The organism is Vibrio sp. 10N.247.310.24, assembly GCF_041467175.1.
In the GTDB taxonomy this organism is placed as follows: Bacteria; Pseudomonadota; Gammaproteobacteria; order Enterobacterales; family Vibrionaceae; genus Vibrio; species Vibrio tasmaniensis_A.
Genome location: NZ_JBFSUD010000192.1, coordinates 1 through 1,189, shown reverse-complemented (window position 1 = coordinate 1,189; position 1,189 = coordinate 1). Strand labels below are relative to the sequence as shown.

The 1,189-nt window shown below is 47.8% G+C and carries 2 protein-coding genes and 1 pseudogene; all 3 read right to left on the bottom strand.

The window, feature by feature from the left end:
* Positions 1-251: pseudogene (locus AB6E08_RS23355) on the bottom strand (hypothetical protein); the annotation flags it as partial.
* A complete protein-coding gene (locus AB6E08_RS23350) occupies positions 244-786 on the bottom strand; it encodes a phage virion morphogenesis protein (protein WP_372067557.1) in 543 nt (180 codons plus the stop codon). The pseudogene AB6E08_RS23355 and the gene AB6E08_RS23350, both read right to left, overlap by 8 nt.
* Positions 786-1,189, bottom strand: a 404-nt coding sequence (locus tag AB6E08_RS23345; RefSeq protein ID WP_372160354.1) for a gp436 family protein, incomplete at its 5' end; no start/stop codon positions are given. The genes AB6E08_RS23345 and AB6E08_RS23350, both read right to left, overlap by 1 nt.

Here is a 1,189-nt window from a genome sequence, read left to right as displayed (position 1 = left end):
TTACCAATTAAGCGATTACCCACAGTTTCATATTGCGGAACACGTAGGGCAGCAATACGAACGCCACCGTCACGGTTCGACATCCAGCGCTTAATATCATCCGCCTTATCAAAGCGGCCTATGTGGCGCTCAACGGTTTGGATCTTTTCTATTTCACGCACACCACCTTCAAGCTTTGGCTTAAGGTACTGAACGATTTCATTCACAGCCCAAACGGTAGAACCACTGGTGGTAAAGTCGGGTCTAGACATTCATTAACTCCTTCCAGAGGTTACCGATAACCGTATACACATCCGCTTGGTTGTCGGTACTTAACCCTAAAAATTCTCGCTGCGGTATGTTCATCATACGAGTGAAAGACGAGATGAATTGAGTTCTCTGAGGAATCGCTTTACCAAAGGCTTGTGTGATAAGGCGCGTATGAGCAGACACTTGAACCGGACCAGAAAAGCCATCTTGATGAACGCCAGCGTAAGCCAATGGTGATCCAACTCGAACTTGGTTTCTCTCCACTTGGAAAGTAATGGAGTCTCGCGAGTCTCCTTCACCAACCAATAGGGATTGGTTTCCATGTCGAGTCTTCGCATAACTGTTAGACCAATCATCCCAACGTTGACCATCAGGTGACGTTTTCTCATCGGCAATTCTTCTCGTGGTTTGGTTTTCTACAACACTCCCTAAACTATCCAAAAGTTCCATTTTGTGCTTTGGGTCGCTTAGGGTTTCAAGCAGCTGTTGATAGCGCTCAAGCTCTTGCGTTCCCGTAACTTGAACACCAATCGACATTACAAGACGCCTTTCAAACTGTTGCGGGTGAACTGGCGCTCGTTCTCTTGAATCAACTCAACCTTGCCCACGCTGCTTTCGCTTGGAGCTTCGATGGTTGGCAAACCAAGTTCACGCTTGCCATTGGCTATCTCACGCAGGGTTTCAAGCTGCATCTTGTAGCGCTCTTCTAGTAGGTTCGTGGCCTGTTGGTCACGGTCGGCTAACCAGTAGAACGCAATAGTGATGGCAACCTTATTCAACATGCCTGGTACAGTCGGCAGTGGCAGCACATAACGACGACCTAAGAAAGAGTTAATCTCTTCATCGGCTTGGTCTAATGCCTGGTTAATCCAAACATCGTTGAGCTCGCCAGTGGTGCGGTCTACCGCAAAGTTCCACAGCATTTGCTCATCACGATCAA